General features: G+C 65.8%; 16 protein-coding genes and 1 tRNA gene. 10 read left to right on the forward strand and 7 right to left on the reverse strand.

The features are described 5' to 3' along the window. Positions 1-48: 48 nt before the first annotated feature. Together GcLGCM259_RS14725 and GcLGCM259_RS14730 are read left to right on the forward strand one after the other, a co-directional pair. Positions 49-1,887, forward strand: coding sequence for a thiamine pyrophosphate-requiring protein (locus GcLGCM259_RS14725; RefSeq protein ID WP_138927079.1), 1,839 nt, complete (start codon positions 49-51; stop codon positions 1,885-1,887). Between the two features lie 3 nt (positions 1,888-1,890). Further along, positions 1,891-2,634 (forward strand): MBL fold metallo-hydrolase, encoded by a 744-nt coding sequence (locus GcLGCM259_RS14730; protein ID WP_138927080.1) that lies wholly within the window; start codon positions 1,891-1,893, stop codon positions 2,632-2,634. A 91-nt stretch (positions 2,635-2,725) separates the two neighbouring features. Here the strand turns inward: GcLGCM259_RS14730 and GcLGCM259_RS14735 are convergent, their stop codons facing one another. Next, the gene (locus tag GcLGCM259_RS14735) at positions 2,726-3,193 is read right to left on the reverse strand and encodes a DUF421 domain-containing protein (RefSeq protein ID WP_138927081.1); all 468 of its coding nucleotides are present in this window, start codon (positions 3,191-3,193) and stop codon (positions 2,726-2,728) included. After that, complete coding sequence (locus GcLGCM259_RS14740) at positions 3,193-3,732, reverse strand: hypothetical protein (RefSeq protein WP_138927082.1); 540 nt, start codon at positions 3,730-3,732, stop codon at positions 3,193-3,195. The genes GcLGCM259_RS14735 and GcLGCM259_RS14740 overlap by 1 nt, the downstream gene beginning before the upstream one ends. Positions 3,733-4,082: 350 nt before the next feature. Here GcLGCM259_RS14740 and GcLGCM259_RS14745 point away from each other — a divergent pair, with 350 nt between their 5' ends. After that, entirely contained in the window at positions 4,083-4,562 is a 480-nt protein-coding gene (locus tag GcLGCM259_RS14745; RefSeq protein ID WP_138175977.1) for a hypothetical protein, read from the forward strand. Positions 4,563-4,703: 141 nt separating this feature from the next. Here the strand turns inward: GcLGCM259_RS14745 and GcLGCM259_RS14750 are convergent, their stop codons facing one another. Further along, positions 4,704-5,147, reverse strand: a complete 444-nt coding sequence (locus tag GcLGCM259_RS14750) for a hypothetical protein (RefSeq protein WP_138927084.1) — start codon at positions 5,145-5,147, stop codon at positions 4,704-4,706. A gap of 517 nt (positions 5,148-5,664) precedes the next feature. Here GcLGCM259_RS14750 and GcLGCM259_RS14755 point away from each other — a divergent pair. Further along, on the forward strand, positions 5,665-6,903 hold the full coding sequence (locus GcLGCM259_RS14755; protein WP_138927085.1) for an MFS transporter: 1,239 nt from the start codon (positions 5,665-5,667) through the stop codon (positions 6,901-6,903). Positions 6,904-7,009: 106 nt separating this feature from the next. On the opposite strand, the gene GcLGCM259_RS14760 is transcribed toward GcLGCM259_RS14755, so the two are convergent. Continuing rightward, the gene (locus GcLGCM259_RS14760) at positions 7,010-7,441 is read right to left on the reverse strand and encodes a VOC family protein (RefSeq protein WP_138175981.1); all 432 of its coding nucleotides are present in this window, start codon (positions 7,439-7,441) and stop codon (positions 7,010-7,012) included. A 185-nt stretch (positions 7,442-7,626) separates the two neighbouring features. Here GcLGCM259_RS14760 and GcLGCM259_RS14765 point away from each other — a divergent pair. The 4 genes from GcLGCM259_RS14765 (at position 7,627) to GcLGCM259_RS14780 (ending at position 10,961) form a co-directional block, all read left to right on the forward strand. Next, positions 7,627-7,702 (forward strand) — tRNA-Ala (locus GcLGCM259_RS14765). 568 nt (positions 7,703-8,270) lie between these two features. Continuing rightward, positions 8,271-8,903 (forward strand): TetR/AcrR family transcriptional regulator, encoded by a 633-nt coding sequence (locus GcLGCM259_RS14770; protein WP_054821082.1) that lies wholly within the window; start codon positions 8,271-8,273, stop codon positions 8,901-8,903. A gap of 92 nt (positions 8,904-8,995) precedes the next feature. Continuing rightward, a complete protein-coding gene (locus GcLGCM259_RS14775; RefSeq protein WP_138927086.1) occupies positions 8,996-9,850 on the forward strand; it encodes a 3-hydroxyacyl-CoA dehydrogenase in 855 nt (284 codons plus the stop codon). A gap of 307 nt (positions 9,851-10,157) precedes the next feature. After that, entirely contained in the window at positions 10,158-10,961 is an 804-nt protein-coding gene (locus tag GcLGCM259_RS14780) for a P1 family peptidase (protein ID WP_246049655.1), read from the forward strand. A 44-nt stretch (positions 10,962-11,005) separates the two neighbouring features. Here GcLGCM259_RS14780 and GcLGCM259_RS14785 read toward each other — a convergent pair whose 3' ends face one another. The 3 genes from GcLGCM259_RS14785 to GcLGCM259_RS14795 all read right to left on the reverse strand — a co-directional run bounded on the left by GcLGCM259_RS14785 (position 11,006) and on the right by GcLGCM259_RS14795 (position 13,593). Then, positions 11,006-11,269 carry a hypothetical protein gene (locus GcLGCM259_RS14785; protein WP_138175995.1) on the reverse strand — a complete coding sequence of 88 codons (264 nt, stop codon included), beginning with the start codon at positions 11,267-11,269 and terminating at the stop codon, positions 11,006-11,008. Between the two features lie 95 nt (positions 11,270-11,364). Next, positions 11,365-12,570 carry a S8 family serine peptidase gene (locus tag GcLGCM259_RS14790; RefSeq protein WP_138927087.1) on the reverse strand — a complete coding sequence of 402 codons (1,206 nt, stop codon included), beginning with the start codon at positions 12,568-12,570 and terminating at the stop codon, positions 11,365-11,367. A 147-nt stretch (positions 12,571-12,717) separates the two neighbouring features. Continuing rightward, a complete protein-coding gene (locus GcLGCM259_RS14795; protein WP_138927088.1) occupies positions 12,718-13,593 on the reverse strand; it encodes an EamA family transporter in 876 nt (291 codons plus the stop codon). A 341-nt stretch (positions 13,594-13,934) separates the two neighbouring features. On the opposite strand from GcLGCM259_RS14795, the gene GcLGCM259_RS14800 reads away from it, so the two are divergent. Next, positions 13,935-14,705 carry an SDR family oxidoreductase gene (locus GcLGCM259_RS14800; protein WP_138927089.1) on the forward strand — a complete coding sequence of 257 codons (771 nt, stop codon included), beginning with the start codon at positions 13,935-13,937 and terminating at the stop codon, positions 14,703-14,705. Further along, positions 14,695-15,747 carry an L-idonate 5-dehydrogenase gene (locus GcLGCM259_RS14805; RefSeq protein ID WP_138927090.1) on the forward strand — a complete coding sequence of 351 codons (1,053 nt, stop codon included), beginning with the start codon at positions 14,695-14,697 and terminating at the stop codon, positions 15,745-15,747. The genes GcLGCM259_RS14800 and GcLGCM259_RS14805 overlap by 11 nt, the downstream gene beginning before the upstream one ends. The last annotated feature ends 30 nt before the right edge of the window (positions 15,748-15,777 follow it).

Consider the following 15,777-nt stretch of genomic DNA (forward strand, 5'->3'; position numbering starts at 1 on the left):
CCGGCAGGCAGCCGGGGCGCGGCGCGAGAGCACACACAGGAGGCAGCAATGACTGAGCGACTAGTGGCCGATACCCTCGTGGACCGGCTTGCCGAGTGGGGCGTCACCCGCATCTACGGCTACAGCGGGGACGGGATCAACACGTTCCTCGGCGCGCTGCGGCGCAAATCCATGCCGTTCATCCAGGCCCGGCATGAGGAGGGCGCCGGGTTCATGGCGGTGGCGCACAGCAAGTACGCGCTCGGCCAGCTTGGCCAGCAGGCCGACACCGACACCGGGGTGGACATCGGGGTGATGACCTCCACCCAGGGCCCCGGGGCGGTGCACCTGCTCAACGCCCTGTACGACGCAAAACTGGACAGCATTCCGGTGGTGGCCATCGTCGGGCAGCAGAACCGGCCCTCCCTGGGCAGCGAATACCAGCAGGAAATCGACCTGGAGGGCATGTTCCAGGATGTGGCCGCCTACCGGGAGGAAGTGACAACCGCCGAACAGGTGATCCCGGTGCTTGACCGGGCGCTGCGCACCGCGCTGGCCACCTCCGCGCCCGCCGTGGTGATCGTGCCGCACGACGTGCAGCAGCAGGCCGAAAAGATCCCCGGCGGCTCCCACGGCCAGATTCCCACCGCCGCCAGCTGGCAGCGCTCCAACGCGATGCCCGGCGAAGCCGAACTGCAGCAGGCCGCGGCGCTGCTCGATGACAGCGAACGCATCACCCTGCTGGTCGGCCAGGGCGCCCGTCAGGCCGGGGAACAGGTGCGCCAACTGGCCCACGAGCTGGACGCTGCGGTGGTCACCAGCCTGCTGGGCAAACCGTACGTGGATGAAACCCTGCCCACCAGCGCCGGGGTCATGGGGCACCTGGGCACCTCGGCCAGCGCCGCGGTGATGGCGGAATGCGACGCCCTGCTGATCATTGGCTCCAATGACCCATGGACCGAGTTCTACCCCAAACCCGGCAGCGCCCGCGGCGTGCAGATCGACATCTCCGCCCAGCGCCCGGGCAACCGCTACCCGGTGGAGGTCGCCCTGGTCGGCGACGCGGCGCTGAGCCTGGAACGGCTCCAACAGCTGATCACCCGCCGCGCCGGGCAGCGCGGCGCCTGGCGCGAACGGGTCGAGGAACACGTGCGCAACTGGCATGAGGTGCGCCGCCAGCGGGCTGCGGTGCCCGCCCGGCCGATCAACCCCGAACTGGTGGTGCGCGAACTGGGCGAACACCTGCCGCACGACGCCCAGCTGGCCCTGGACGTGGGAAGCTGCGTGTACTGGTATGCCCGACAGCTGATCCTGCCGCCGAATGTGCCCGCCCACCTGTGCAGCACCCTGGCCAGCATGGGCGGGGGAGTGCCCTACGGGATCGCGGCCAAGCTGCTGCACCCGGACCGTCCGGTGGTGGTGCTGGCCGGCGACGGCGGCATGCAGATGAGCGGCAACGCGGAACTGATCACCCTGGCCGCCCAGTGGAAGAACTGGTCGAATCCCGGGTTCGTGGTCTGCGTGCTGAACAACTCCGATCTGGCCGAGGTCACCTGGGAGCAGCGTGAAACGGAAGGGGACCCGCGCTACGAGCAGAGCCAGCAGCTGCCCGGCTTCCCGTTCGCCGAATACGCTCGGCTGCTGGGTCTGGGCGGCATCAAGGTCACCGACCCGCAGCAGCTCGGCGCCGCCTGGCACCAGGCGCTGAACGAGGAGCGCCCGGTGGTCCTGGAGGTGCACACCGATCCGGACACCCCGATGCTGCCCCCGGTGCCGCACCTGATGCAGAAGCTGCCGGACCTGCGCAACGGCCTGGAGCAGGAAGACGATTCCGGCGCCCACGGCCTGGAGTTGCTGGAACGCTACGTGAAAATCGAAACCGACCTGTTCGGTTCGCAGGAGGGATAGCCCATGGAGGTCACCACCGTCGCCGACGGCATCTACCTGGTGTCCGCGGCCAACGTGAACTGCTATGTGGTGGAGGACGAGCAGGGCTGCACCCTCATCGATGCCGGCCTGCCCGCGATGCGCCACGCCCTGGCCGGGCTGCTGGCCGGACTGGAACGCCACGGCAAGCCGCTGCGGGCCATCGTGCTCACCCATGGACACTTCGACCACGTGGGCACCGCCCGCTGGGCCCAGCAGCGCTACCGGGTGCCGGTCTACGTGCACGCCCTGGACCGGCGGCTGGCAGCCCACCCCTACCGCTACCGGTCCCAGGGCAGCCGTCTGCTCTATCCGCTGGCCCACCCGCAGGCCCTGCCCGGGCTCGGGCAGATGATGCTGCATGGCGCCCTGTGGGTGCGTGGGGTGCAGGAAACCGACACCTGGCAGGAGCAGCAGCCGCTGCCGGTGCCCGGCAACCCGGTCCCGATCCACACCCCGGGGCACACCGACGGGCACTGCGCCCTGCACCTGCCCGAGCGTGACGTGGTGTTTTCCGGCGATGCGGTGGTGACCCTGGACCCGTACAACACCCGCACCGGTCCACGGATCGTGGCCAGCGCCGCCACCGCGGACCTTGACCAGGCGCTGCGCTCCCTGGAGCCCATCGCCCAGACCGAGGCCCGCACGCTGCTCAGCGGCCACGGCCAGCCCTGGCTTTCCGGGGCCCGAAGTGCAGTGGAGGAGGCCCGGAAGGCGAAAGCCGACTAGGTCACCGGCCCACTAGGGCCTTCCGAGCGTATTCGATCGAAGCCGCGTCCCCGCCCCGTCCAACTTCGGACGGGGCGGGGACGCGGCCGTGTCAGACCGAATCGGCGGAGTCCGCGGAGGCCTCCTGGGTGAAGAAGGAAACCTTCCCGCTGGCCTCCATGATCGCCAGGCGGATCTCACTGTATTTTTCGATGCCCGACTGGCGGGCCAGCATGCTCAGCTCGTCAATGCCGATGCGTTCACGGTGCAGCGCCTTGCGGTCAATCTGCCCGTCCCGCACCAGCACGATGGGCCGGCCCTGGGTGATCTTTCCGAACTTGGGCCAGCGCATGTTCGCATAGCCCAGGATCGCGGCGAGCAGGACCACGGTGGCCACTGCCAGCAGGCTGCCGGTCAGGCTGCGGTCGTTCATGGTGATTCCCTGCTGGACCAGGTCACCCAGGACCACGAAGACCACCAGTTCAAAGGAGCTCAGCTCCCCGAGGGTGGCCCGCCCCGCGGCGCGGGTGACCAGCCAGATAATGAAGAAGGCGATGGCTGCACGGATGACTATTTCCATTACGGAATCCTCCAGGTCTTGAAGTCAAGCGCAGCCGTCTCGGGTTTGCCGGTGTCCACGGTGAGGGTACCGGCGGTGGCCGGCTCCCACTCCTCGGACGCTTCGCCGGTCAGTTTCAGGTGAAACTCCTTGGCACCGGGTTCGGTGGCCAGGGTGAGCTGGATGTTCCCATCCCCATCGGCGGTCTGCGATTCGGGATCAGGGTAGATGTCCAGACCCTCGAAGAAGGAGAGGTACTCTTCGGTGAGCCCCACCGTGATCGTCTCCGGAAGGCCCTCGGAGTCATTGATGTCCAGTTCAAGCTCGATCTCATTGCCGGCCCGGGCCACCGACGGATAAGACAACTCCACGTTGCCGTTCTGCAGGTTTTGCGAGACCGTGGCCTCCCGATCAAAGGAGTGGGCCAGGGCCGCGAGGATGAACAGCGCCGTCGTCATCAGAATTAGAAGGCTGGCCAGTCTCCGCCTGCGGTTCTCATCCTCATCGATCACGTCATCCAGCGTTGAATCATTGACCTTCGCCTGGTAGATGTTCCGCATCGTCTCCTCCTGTCGATTTCTCCCCGACAGGCTGAGCATTGAGCAGGGACAAAAACTGCATTATTCATACTCTCTATCACTGATGCTAGTTCTATTTCCCTTGTCAGAGTCTGGTTTCAGGATTCTCTCAGACAGCACCGAGTTACGGAAGAGGGGTGAGCGAAACAGTTTCGACAACTGGGCTCCCAGCCCTAAAGGACACTGGTAATCCTTGTTCTGCTCGGGGAGCAGCAACGAGAATCGTAGGCAACTGGAGTCTAGGAGACCTTCGGTTCATCAGCCTTATCGCAAGGACACATTCTCGAGACTTTGGGAAGGTGGTTATGGAACGCAGGAGCTTGAACCGGCCAGTGTTGGAAAAGTATTTGCGGGAGCACGCGCTAGCCTCACAGATGTGCCTCCGGTATCTGGGAGCTGTTTGTCATCAGTGGCGCAACACCGACCTCGGCCCGGAGCTGGCGAAGATGTATGAGCAGGTGCGTGATGACCATAATGACCTGCGCGCAATCATGGGCCGTCTGGGGTTTGAGGAGATTAGTGGTTGCCGGGTACGCATCGGCAACAAGTGTCTGTCCGACCGTTTTTCCACAATCAAGATGGGCATTCCACCGACAATGGCCGGTACTCAGATGCAGCTGGACGCGGTATGCGGTCTGCTGAGTTCGAAACTGGCCATGTGGAACACGCTGCTCTCGCTGGTGACCAGCGAGGAACGGCTGAACCCAGTCGAACTGATCAGCCTGGCCGAGCGCGGCCAGTGGCAGATTGACCGGGTGCACAGCCTCAGCAGCCAGATGCGGCCAGAGCAGTTCACCTACACGCGCCGGTGACCAGCACAGTGAGGCTGGGATACCAGAGTTGGCCAATACCTTTTTCGGGTAGGACCAGAAAACTCTGTGGGGTACCGCAGCACGGTACCCCACAGAGCGGTAAAGAAATGGATTGATATGGGAAGGGGGTTGAGTCCTTGTCTAGGCGATTGCCAATGGTGAGGGCGCACGCCAGTAGGTGGAGATCTGGGTAGTCAGCAGCTCGGGCACACGCAGGGCCACGGCGCTGTAGCGCCAGAACCGGACCCGGAATGTCTCCCACAGTTTCGGGACGACCTTTTCATAGAGGCAGCCGATGGTTTCGTCCTTGCCCCAAACGTTCACGACTTCAAGCGCAGAGGTGCCCAAGGTGACGCGCAGCAGGCATAGCCGTTCCGGCTCCTGCTCCAGCATCGCGACGTAAACTGGGGTTTCATGTAGCGACACGAGCGCCATTACATCTTCCAGCGGTTCGTCGCTTCGGGTCATAATGATCGGAGTGCCAGGCACCCAGCCATGAGATTCCAAATGCTTTCTGCCGTACCGTGAGCCTAAGACCTCGGCAACGAGTTCGGCAGTCCGTGAACGCACCATGCGGTTCGTCATTTTCTACCTCCTTCAATTGAAAGTGTTCCGGGTGGAACCACCCGGAAAGCCCCGCGAGTATCGGCGCTGCCCCGACTCCAACCCCGGCTTGCGGATCAGCCAAAGGTAGGAAGTAGCGACGACCAAGGGCGTAGCCCTGACCCTAGCTGTGAAGTCAATCCCAAACTAGAGGCGGTGACCGGGGCCACTTTTTACTGTGGCAAAAAGGTTCCTCCATACGGCGCCGGCCTTTGGCGAAGCGGTCGGATGGGATTGTGAATTAATCCTCCAAGTCCCTTCTGACAAACGTGCAATATTAGGAACTGGTGTTGTTACTCCTCTTGAGTGGGAGGCGATATGTCCGGGAAGGCGACCGATGATTCCACGCTCGAAGCTGGGAACAAGCTGAGTGCGGCGCCTTTAGTTCTCCGGAGTGACTTGCAGGTTCGGTGCGGACAGCGCTATCCACTACGATCGAACCCGGGCGCCAACGAAGCCGTACCGTTAATCAACGCGGCACAAAGAAAAAGAGGGATTGATGAAACATCCACAGCCCAGCCAGATCCTGGAGGGGCGGGCGCTGCTGTTCGCGGTGCTGGCGCTGTCTATGGGTGGCTTTGGCATCGGAGTCACCGAATTCGCCATCATGGGTCTACTTCAGGAAGGCGGAGCGGATCTGGGCGTGAACAACGCCCAGATGGGGCTGATGATTAGCGCCTACGCCATCGGCGTCGTTGTGGGAGCGCCCATACTTACGGCGCTCGCGGCGAAGATCCCCCGCAAGCGCGCGGTGCAGTACCTGATGATCTTCTTCACGCTGGCCAACTTTTCCTCGGCCCTGGCACCCGACTATGGAACGATGCTGTTCACCCGCTTCCTCTCCGGGTTGCCGCACGGCGCCTACTTCGGCCTGGCTGGCGTGCTGGCCGGTTCCCTGGTGCCCGCCTCGATGCGCGGCCGGGCCATCGCCTGGGTCATGCTGGGCCTCTCGGTCGCCAACGTCGCCGGGGTGCCGCTGGTGACCAAGCTGGGCCAGGAGGCCGGGTGGCGTTCCATGTTCCTCGTCGTGGCAATCGTTGGCCTGCTCACGCTGCTGATGCTCAGCATTTTCGTCCCATGGCGCAAGGCCGAGGCCGGAGCAAGTATCCGCCGGGAACTCTCGGCGCTTAAGAGCCTGCAGGTGTGGCTTGCCATGGCCACCGGCGTGGTTGGCTTCGGAGGGTTCTTCGCCGTCTATTCCTACATCAGCCCCACGCTGACCGACGTGACCGGTATGGACATCGGCCTGGTTCCGATCGCGCTGGCGCTCTACGGGGTGGGCATGGTGGTCGGCTCCCTGATCGGCGGCCGGCTCGCGGATTGGTCCGTATTCGGTGCCATCAAGCTGACCTCGGTGATCATGGTGGTGGTCATGATCATCTTCGGGCTGGTCACCAGTTGGCTGATCCCCGCCTTCATCATGGTCTTCATCATGGGCGCCACCGGATCGCTGCTGATCCCGAGCCTGCAGACGCTGCTCATGGATTCGGCGCCCCATGCCCAGTCGCTCGCCGCATCCCTGAACCACTCGGCACTGAACGTTGCCAACGCGATGGGCGCGGCGTTGGGCGCAGCGGTGATCAGCGCTGGCTTCGGCTACCGAGCCCCGGCATTTGTCGGCGCCACTTTGGCGGCCCTTGGGTTGGTCCTGGCCGTGATCACCGAATATCGCTCGCGCAAGCTCGGGCTGAAAATCGGCCGGGAAGCACTGGCTGAGACGGAATCTTCCGCTCGGTAAATCCTGACGGGTATGGAGGCGGCGCGACGCCCACGGTCCCGTAGATGAGGAAGGGGGGTTCTCCGGTTAAGGCCGAAGAACCACCCTTCCTTGATTCAGTGCAAGCCTACTGGCTGGCGTCCGCTCCAATATTGAACATCCAGGTGACCCCGTAGCGGTCGGTCAGCTGGCCAAAGTAGTCACCCCAGGGTGCCTGCTCCAGCGGGATGTCGATATGTGAGTCCTTGCTGAGCTTGGACCACCATTCCTTGAGCGTATCGATCTCGGATGGCCCATCCTCACCGCTGCCGCTGATGGCGATTGTTCCATTGGGACCGACGTTCATGTCTGGGTGAGTGTCCGAGGCCATCAGATGCAGCCCGCGATCCACATAGAGCGAGGAGTGCATGATCTGATCCGCTACCTGTGGGTTGGTTTCCCCGGCACCTTCGGCGAAGGTCATGAAACTCAGTTCACCCCCAAACACCGAATGGTAGAGTTCCATCGCCTCACGGGCGACTCCGCCGTAGCGCAGGTAGGGAGTCATTGCAACGGTCATTGGTTTCCCTCTCGTCTCATGGGAGCGAACTGTCCCGCGCTCATTCTTCCAGCTTGGGGTGGAACGCGGAAGGGTGCAGTGTGAGCAGCGTCTCGTGAGCTCGATTGGCGTTCTGGGCGGAGCTTCGGGTAGAGTTTTATCTCGGTTCGAAGGGAAGAAATTCCCCGGCAACCACACCTTCATCTGGGGGTATGGCGCAGTTGGTAGCGCGTCTGCATGGCATGCAGAAGGTCAGGGGTTCGAATCCCCTTACCTCCACCAGTAAAAAGTCCCGAGGCATCGCAAAATGCCTCGGGACTTTTTTATTTGCCTGATCTTTTCCGTCGGACTGGCGTTCGGTGGTCCGGCGGGAAAGGCTTGCCCGGCTTCGGCGCGGTAGCCGATAGCGTGCTGCCGTCAGCGTTTGCCGCTACGAAATGCCTGTCGGGAGTTTATGTGCTGGTAGATGCATGGAGCCTGGAACAGTACGGCCGCAGATGCTGCCGCCAACGCGATGCCGAATGCCACCATGGTCGTTTTTCCGTGCCTGCAGGGCGGCCCATGAATGAGCCTTCCTCGAGACAGCTCGCCCAGGTTGGGGCTATGACGAATACGGTGAGTATCAGCCCGGAGACGTGCACCGAGGCCCGCAGGCTGAGCAGGGTATGGAGTTGTCTATTTTCGTTGCGCCCTGCACCTCCAGAATGTCGAGCGGATCGTGCCCGGCGCGCGGGTGCGCTCCCTTGAATCTGCAGTAGTTAAGGGAAGCCGTTTACTGCTTGACTCGACTCCAGAGCGGAGTACACTCATAAATGAGTTCACTCATTATTTGATTGAGGATCGTGAGGACATGGCGCAGTTGTCGCGGCGGGACCGCAATGCACGAGAAAAACAAGAGCGGATCTTCCGCGCCGCTTCGGAACTTTTCGCCGAGCGCGGCTACGGGGCCGTGACCACTCAGGAAATCGCCAAACGTGCCGACGTCGCCGATGGCACCTTGTTCCGGTACGCGGCCTCCAAAAGTGAACTGCTGCTAATGGTGTACAACGAGGAATTTCGTGCCGCCCTGGAAGCCGGTGAAGCTCATGCTCAGCAGTCAGATCGGCCCGTCGAAGCCATCATGTCGCTGCTGGAGCCAGCGCTGGCCCGTGCCCGCCAGCAAGCCGAAAACAGCGCCGTCTACCAGCGCGAGCTGCTCTTTGGGGTCGCGGCAGAGCGTTATCGCTCCGAAGGCCTGGCCCTGGTGTCCCGCATCGAGAAATCAATCGCCGCGGTTATTCAGGCCGCAGCGGATGATCGTGGACTGGTCCAAGACCCGCAGGCAATCCGTGTCGCCAGCGCCGCGATCTTCGCGGCCATGCACCTGACCATTGCCCGGTCAACGACCGGTGCACACGGCGGAGCGGACGTCTTTGCCGACCTCAACGACCAGGTGTCCCAGATCGTGGCCGGGGTTCTGGCCACCCTGCCATCTGGAACCTGACCCCGGTGCCCGTACCTCCGGGTGACAGAACCACGACAAACTTGCCGGTTCCGCAGACAAGGCAACCGGTCATCAAGAAAAGGAGTAAGGCTATGAGCAGCATCAACAAGGTGACCGTGCTCGGCACGGGAGTTCTGGGATCGCAGATCGCATTCCAGAGCGCCTACAACGGCTTCGAAGTCACTGCGTACGACATCTCCGATACGGCGCTGATCGGTGCGAAGGAACGCTTCGCCAAGCTTGTGGAAACCTACAAGGCCGAGGCCGTGGCAGGAGCCAACGAGGGGAAGGCCGACCAGGCGCTGACCCGCTTGAGCTATTCCTCGGATCTAGCTGACGCGGTGCGCGATGCCGACCTGGTGATCGAAGCGGTGCCCGAGGCCCTGGCCATTAAGCAGCAGACCTATGAGAAGCTCGCAGCGGTGGCGCCGGAAAGCGCGATCTTTGCCACCAACTCCTCCACCTTGCTGCCAAGCGCGATGAAGGACTTCACCGGGCGGCCCGAGAAGTTCCTGGCACTGCACTTCGCGAACAAGATCTGGCAGTTCAATACCGCCGAGGTCATGGGCACTGCGGACACCGATCCGACAGTGTTCGAACAGATCGTGCAGTTTGCCAGCGAAATCGGGATGGTGCCTATCCCGGTGTACAAGGAGAAGTCCGGCTACGTGCTGAACTCACTGCTAGTTCCGTTCCTCAACGCCGCGGCGGAGCTGGCCGCCGGCGGCTACGCCGAACCGCAGGACGTGGACAAGGTCTGGCGGACCGCCACCGGCGCCCCCATGGGGCCGTTCCAGATCTACGACGTCATTGGGCTGACCACCCCGTACAACATCCTCGCCCACGGCGATGAGAAGGACCAGAAGCTGGCGGCCTGGCTGAAGGAAAACTACATCGACCAAGGCAAGCTCGGCATCGCCAGCGGCTCCGGGTTCTACACCTACTAGCAACACCAGGGCGCGCACCCAACACGTCACGCCACACACCGCTCGTGTGCATGACCCGGGTGACGCCGCCAGCGAAAGCCGCGCTCTGCCGTCCAGATCAACGCCTGGAGAGGCTTTCCCGGGCGTTCGAACCCCCTAGACAGCGGGCTGGTGATGCAGAAGCATGGACAGGAGTGCATGGTGGAATGAGGAGGCTGGAATGCAGCGCGGGGGAGCACCGGGCCCTGGTGGGCCCACTGCGGCGGCGGGCCGGGCAAGGATCAGCATTCCGGGCGTCCGGGTAGGGCACTGGAGCGATGCCCGAGCGATGACCGGATGCACGCTCATCGAGCTGCCCGAGGGCAGCGTGGGCTCCTATGAGGTGCGCGGTGGTGCCCCGGCCACGCGGGAACTAGATGTGCTGCACCCGCAAAAGACCGTGGCCCGCGTGGATGGAGTGCTGCTCACCGGCGGTTCGGCGTTTGGCCTGGCAGCCGCCGACGGGGTGGTGCGCTGGATGGAGGAGCAGGGGCGCGGGGTGCCCACCCCGGCCGGCAATGTGCCGATCGTTCCGGCCCTGGGGCTCTTTGACCTCGCGCTGGGTGAGAGCAGCATCCGCCCGGACGCCCAGGCCGGCTACCGGGCGGCCAGCAGCGCTGCCGCCGAATTTGAGGTGGGACCGGTTGGGGCGGGTACCGGGGCGCGCTCGAGTCAATGGCGCGGTCCAGGGCAGGCACACCGCGCCGGCCTGGGCTTTGCCGAACACCGGCTGGGGCAGCTGCGAGTCGCGGCGATCTGCGCCGTCAATGCCTTCGGCGACATCCGGCAGGAGCCCGACCCGCCCTCCTTCGCCGCGGCCGAAGCCTTCGCCGCCCTGGCCTCCGGACCGCTGCCGCGCACCCACACGACCATCGGGGTGGTCATCACCAACGCGCAACTGGACAAGGTCGGCTGCAAGGTGGTGGCCGAGGGTGGGCACGACGGGTTGGCGCGGGCGGTCTTCCCGCCGCACACCCGGATGGACGGAGATGCCCTGATCGCCGTGGCCACCGGGCAGGTGTCCGCCCCAGTCGACACCGTGCGGATGCTGGCGAACGCCGCCGTCGCCGACGCGATCCGCTCGCGCGGCTAAACCCGCCCACCGCGGCTTCGGCAGGCGGGACACCGGTCCCGGGGTTACTGAACGTCCGAGTCCGGGGGAGCGATCCGCATGGTGCGCTGCGGGCTGACCGACTCCACCTTCTCCACCTGGCGCAGCGCGTCAACGTGCTCCGCCGTGGTGGTGCCGGTGACCTGGCCCAGGGTCTTGAGCACGTTGTCCACCATCAGCCCCGCGGCGCGCAGCTTCTCGGCGACGTCATCAATCTGGGCCAGGTCCTCGGAGCGGATCGTGACAATCACCGTCTCGGTCACCTGGGATTCCTGCTTCTTTTCGTCCATCGCACCCTACTTCGTGTTGACCGCCCCGGGTTGTTCGCGCCGGCACCGCGGCTCCGGCGCCCCTGGCGGTGCGGCGTCTGGATGTGCCTCGGCTCCTAGGCCTGGGCCGGGGGCGGAGCCTGGGTCATCCCGGCCCCCACGTCCACGGAGAACTGCTCCAGGCGTTCGCCTTCCTGCACCAGCTCCGCCCACAGTTCCCGGGCCCGGAAGCCGGTGGCCTCGCACAGCAGGGCTGCGACCCCGGCAACGTGCGGGGTGGCCATCGAGGTGCCGCTGATGGTGTTGTAGCGTTGCTCGCCGGGCCACGAGGAGTAGATGCGCACCCCGGGTCCGGAGATGTCCACCTGCCCGCCGCGGCCGGGCAGCGTGCGGGCGGAGAAGTCGGCCACCTTCAGCCCCTCGTCCAGGGCCGCCACCGCCATGACGAACGGGCTGTTCGCCGGGGCGCCGACGAACCCGTAGTTCCCCTGGGGGCGGCGGGCGTTGTTGCCGGCCGCGGCCACGATCAGCGACCCCAGCTCCAGGGCCCGGCGTCCGGCGGCCACATAGGGCGGGTGCACCTCCCGCACGTCCGCGCCCAGCGACATGGAGATCACCTGGCACTCGTTCTCCAATGCCCAGTCGATCCCGCCCAGGATCTGGGCGTCGGTGCCCGAACCCGAGTTGCCCAGCACCTTGCCGGCGAAGATGCTCGCCCCGGAAGCCACCCCGTAGCCGCGCTGGCCGGGCACGCCGCGCGGGCCGCAGGCGGTGCCGATGCAGTGGGTTCCGTGCCCGTGCCCGTCTAGGGCGTCCTCACCCTCCACGAAGGACTTGGTGGTGACCTGCCGGCCGGCGAAGTCCGGGTGGTTCTCGTCGAACCCGGTGTCCAGCACGGCCACCTTCACCCCGGCCCCGGTGTACCCCGATTCCACGGCCTTCACCGCCTGCAGTCCCCAGGTCAGCTCGTCGGTGTCCGCGTATGCCGGCCGCTCGGCCGCGGCCACGTCCCCGGTGTTGACCTGGATGCGGTAGATCCGTTCGGGCACCACCTTCATCGGTAGGCGCCGGGAGGCGCAGCGTTCGCGCAGCTGTTCGACCTGCCCGGACTCGCTGTCCACCACGGCCATGCCCAGCCGGGGAAAGTAGTGCTTGAGCGAGTAGCCCTCGTCGGAAAGCACCTCGGGCGCCTGCTCCTGCAGCACCCCCAGGCTGGTCATCGGGGTGCCCACCGGCTCGGCGCCGTCGAAGATGACGACGTAGCGTCCGGGGATCGCCTCGGAGGTGATGCTCACGGACAGCGGCTCATCGGGATCGAACATGACCAGCTCCTTTTCACGGCGCGCCGCCGGGATGAACCCCTGGCAGCCACGGGTATCGGCCTACTCAGGCGAGTACCCAGCACTCTACTCGTCCCGCCCGCCGCTGGGTAGGTCTGCCCGCCCCCGGCAGCTGGTGCCTCCGATGGCCTAGCGCCGCAGGGCACGCAGCGCCTCAAAGCCCAGGATCAGCAGCGCCAGGGCCAGCAGGCCGTAGACGGCCAGATCCGTGGGCGCCAACCGCTCGCCCAGCAGCAGCGCGACGGCCACCAGGATCAGCGGCTCCAGGTAGGAGAGCAGGCCAAACAGCGGCAGCGGCAGCAGCCGGGACGCCGCCAGGTAGGCCACCATCGCCACCGCCCCGCATACGGCGATCACCGCGACGCCCGCCTGCTGTCCGGGCTGATGCGACGGACCGGGCAGGACGGCCAGCAGCACCAGGGCCGGCGGGGTCAGCACCGCGGCCTCCACCGCAAAACCGGCCCGGTGATCCAGCCCGGTGTGGTGCCGCAGCATGAAGTACACCGGATAGACCAGGGCGATGAACCAGGTCACCCAGGAGAACGCCGGAGCCACCGCGATCTTCAGCGCCAGCGCCAGCGCGGCCACCACGACGCTGAGCCACTGCACCACGGACACCGGGGACTTGAACACCAAGCGCCCGCCGAGCACCAGGGTGATGGGCAGCAGCAGGAAACCCAGCGAGGCGTCCAGCGCCTTGCCGTGGGCCGGGGCCCAGACGAACAGCCACAGCTGCACGCCCACCATCACGCTCAGCGGCAGCAGCAGCCACAGGTGGGTGCGGCGGGCGGTGAGCAGCGTGAAGTATTCCCCCAGGGCGCGTCGACCCGAGGACAGCAGCAAAGCCGGAAGATAGCAGCCCAGGATCGCCAGCACCCGCCAGGCAAAGACATATTCGGCCGAGGCCTGCACCCTGCCCGAAACCAGGAAGATGACGCCAAAGAGCAGGGAGGCTCCCACCGAGGCGATCACGCCGCGGCCCGTTGTGCCCGAGCCAGAACGCACAGAACCTCCCTGGGTGTGGTGAGCCGGTGGCCGGCCGCGCTCCGGCGGCGGGCGCGAACCTCAATTCCCCAGCATTGCCCAGCGGTTGCGGGAGCACAACTTCATGTCAGCGCCCATGGGCACCGCCTCCTGCGCCACGACACGAGGGCCAATAAATCGTACTTATTGTTCTAGTTGATCCTATATATCTGCTATAACTGAGAGCGGACGCGCCCTCCGGCAGCCACCGGGGTCGGCCGTCACTGAGTGCGACGTCGAGGTCGACCGGGGTTCCCGTGGTTGTCGGCGTCGTGAGCAACAACCCCCACGCCTGCTGCGGCAGGCACAGAGAAGGAATCCGCATGAGCCAGCTCTTTGACCTCACCGGACGCCTGGCACTGGTGACCGGCTCCTCCCGCGGCATCGGCCGCGAACTGGCCGCGGCGCTCGCCGAGGCCGGTGCAACGGTGATCCTGCACGGACGCGACCCCCAGCGGCTGGCGCAGACCGTCGCGCAGTTCACCGACCGCTTCGGCGCCGAACGCATTCACCACACCTGCTTCGACGTCACCGACGCCACCGCGGTGGCCGAAGCCATCACCCGCATCGAAACCGAGATCGGCCCGCTGCGCATCCTGGTCAACAACGCCGGCATCCAGCACCGGGTCCCGCTGCTGGAACTGGCGGCCGAGGATTGGCAACGGGTCATTGACACGAACCTGACCAGCGCGTTCCTGGTTGGCAGGGAGGCCGCGCGCGGCATGGTGAAGCGCGGCGCGGGCAAGATCATCAACATCTGCTCGGTGCAGACCGACCTGGCCCGGCCCACCATCTCCGCCTACACCGCCGCCAAGGGCGGGCTGCGCAACCTCACCCGCGCGATGACGTCGGAATGGGCCGGCCACGGAATCCAGGTCAACGGCATCGCCCCGGGCTACATCCACACCGAAATGACCCAAAACCTCGTCGACGACGAGCAGTTCAACTCCTGGATCCTGGGCCGCACCCCGGCCAACCGCTGGGGCACCGTCGCGGATCTGGCCGGACCGGCCATCTGGCTGGCCTCGGACGGCTCCAACTACGTCAACGGGCAGACCATCTTCATCGACGGAGGCATGAGCGTTGTCGTCTAATCCCACTGCCACGCAAACCACCGCGGTCATCGCCCATGCGGCCGGGGACCTGCGCGTCGCCGAGATCCAGCTGCCGGCTCCCCGGCCCGACGAGGCCCGCGTGGCCATCGCCTACGGCGGGATTTGCGGATCCGACCTGCACTACTGGCAGCACGGGGCTGCCGGCGAATCGATCCTGAAAGCCCCGATGGTGCTCGGGCACGAGATCGTGGGCACCGTGCTGGAAGCTGCCGCCGACGGCAGCGGCCCGGCCGCCGGAACGCGCGTCGCCGTGCACCCGGCCACCCCGGGCGAGACCGGCGAACCGTACCCGAGCCACCGACCCAACCTGTCTCCGGGCTGCACCTACCTGGGCTCGGCGGCACGCTTCCCGCACACCGAGGGCGCCTTCGCCACCCGGGTGAACCTCCCGGCCCGGATGCTGCGGGCCCTGCCCGAGGGGTTGACGCTGCGCGCCGCCGCGCTGGCCGAACCGGCCGCCGTGGCCTGGCATGCGGTATCCCGGGCCGGTGAGGTGGCCGGCCGCCGGGTGCTGGTCATCGGCGCCGGACCCATCGGTGCGCTGAGCGTCGCGGTGCTCAAACGGGCCGGGGCCCGGGAGATCATTGCGGTGGACATGCACGACAAGCCGCTGCAGATCGCCACCGAACTGGGCGCGCACCGCACGCTGCGTGCCGATCAGGCCGAAGAGATCGCCCAGGTCCATGCGGACGTGGTCATCGAGGCCACCGGCAACCACCGCGGGCTGGCCTCGGCCGTGCGCGGTGCGGTGCGCGGCGGGCGGGTGGTCATGGTGGGGCTGCTGCCCTCCGGGGAACAGCCGGCCCTGATCTCACTGGCGATCACCCGTGAGCTGGAGCTGGTCGGCTCCTTCCGCTTCAACGACGAGATCGACCAGGTGCTCACCGCCCTGGCCGACGGCTCGCTGAACATCGACGCCGCCATCACCCACGAATACCCGCTGGCCGACGCGCTGCAGGCGTTCGAGACTGCGCGCAACTCAGCCGCATCGGGCAAGGTGCTGCTGCGCTTCGAGGCCTAAGCGGCCCGCACCGGATCCGAGTGATTCGGC

The sequence above is a fragment of the Glutamicibacter creatinolyticus genome (assembly GCF_006094275.1).
Taxonomy (GTDB): domain Bacteria; phylum Actinomycetota; class Actinomycetes; order Actinomycetales; family Micrococcaceae; genus Glutamicibacter; species Glutamicibacter creatinolyticus.